Genomic DNA, 920 nt, shown 5'->3' with positions numbered 1-920 from the left:
TCGTTTCAATATACTATGACGCTATGAACAAAGAAATTAAACAACGTTTAAAGTGGATTGAGCTTTACGAAAAAACTAATAATGCGGGCCTAGTTTGTCGTCGGTGTGGAATTTCTAGGCCCACTCTTCGAAAGTGGTATAAGCGATACAAAGAGAAGGGACTAGACGGCCTACAGGACGTTTCTAGACGCCCGCACAGCTCCCCAAACACTAAAATTAATAATCGAATTGAAGAGTGGATTCTTAAACTCAGAAAAAATAGAAAACTTGGTGCCAGAAGAATTCAAAATGAGCTTCTTCGCGAGCATAATTTTCAGCTATCGCTTGCTTCAATTCACAAAGTGCTGACCAAACATGAGGTAAAACCAATAGTTTTTCAGCGGAAGAAAAAAGACTTCATTCGATACCAAAGACCTATTCCTGGTGACCGAGTTCAGATGGATACATGTAAAATTGCACCAGGGATTTATCAATATACTGCTGTTGATGATTGCTCTAGATATCGCGTGTTGGACGTTTTTAAGCGTAGAACGGCAGCCAATACTCTTACCTTCATCGATAAGGTAATAGAAGAAATGCCATTCCCGATACAGCGAGTTCAAACTGATCGCGGAATGGAGTTTTTTGCTGAAAAAGTACAGCTCAAATTGATGGAGCATGGCATTAAATTTCGCCCCAATAAGCCAGGCTCTCCTCACTTAAATGGCAAAGTTGAAAGGTCACAAAGAACTGATAAGGAAGAGTTTTATTCGACCGTTAATTTGGATTTGGACGAACTCAAAAATGAAACGTTACCTGAGTGGCAGCATTACTACAATTGGCAACGCGCTCACGGCTCATTCAAAGGTAAAACTCCAATGGATGTTGTATGTGAACGGCTTGAAAAAACACCGCTTTGGGAAGACGTTCACGCTAACTAC

1 protein-coding gene is annotated in these 920 nt (G+C 40.7%); it reads left to right on the top strand.

All coding sequences use genetic code 11. The features are described from left to right. Nucleotides 1–23: 23 nt before the first annotated feature. On the top strand, nt 24–920 hold an 897-nt coding region (locus H5088_RS20135), incomplete at its 3' end, for an IS481 family transposase (protein ID WP_182754419.1).

Origin of the sequence: Pseudoalteromonas sp. SR43-3 (assembly GCF_014163875.1) — a bacterium.
Taxonomy (GTDB): Bacteria; Pseudomonadota; Gammaproteobacteria; order Enterobacterales; family Alteromonadaceae; genus Pseudoalteromonas; species Pseudoalteromonas distincta.
This window is presented reverse-complemented; position numbering and strand designations above follow the sequence as displayed.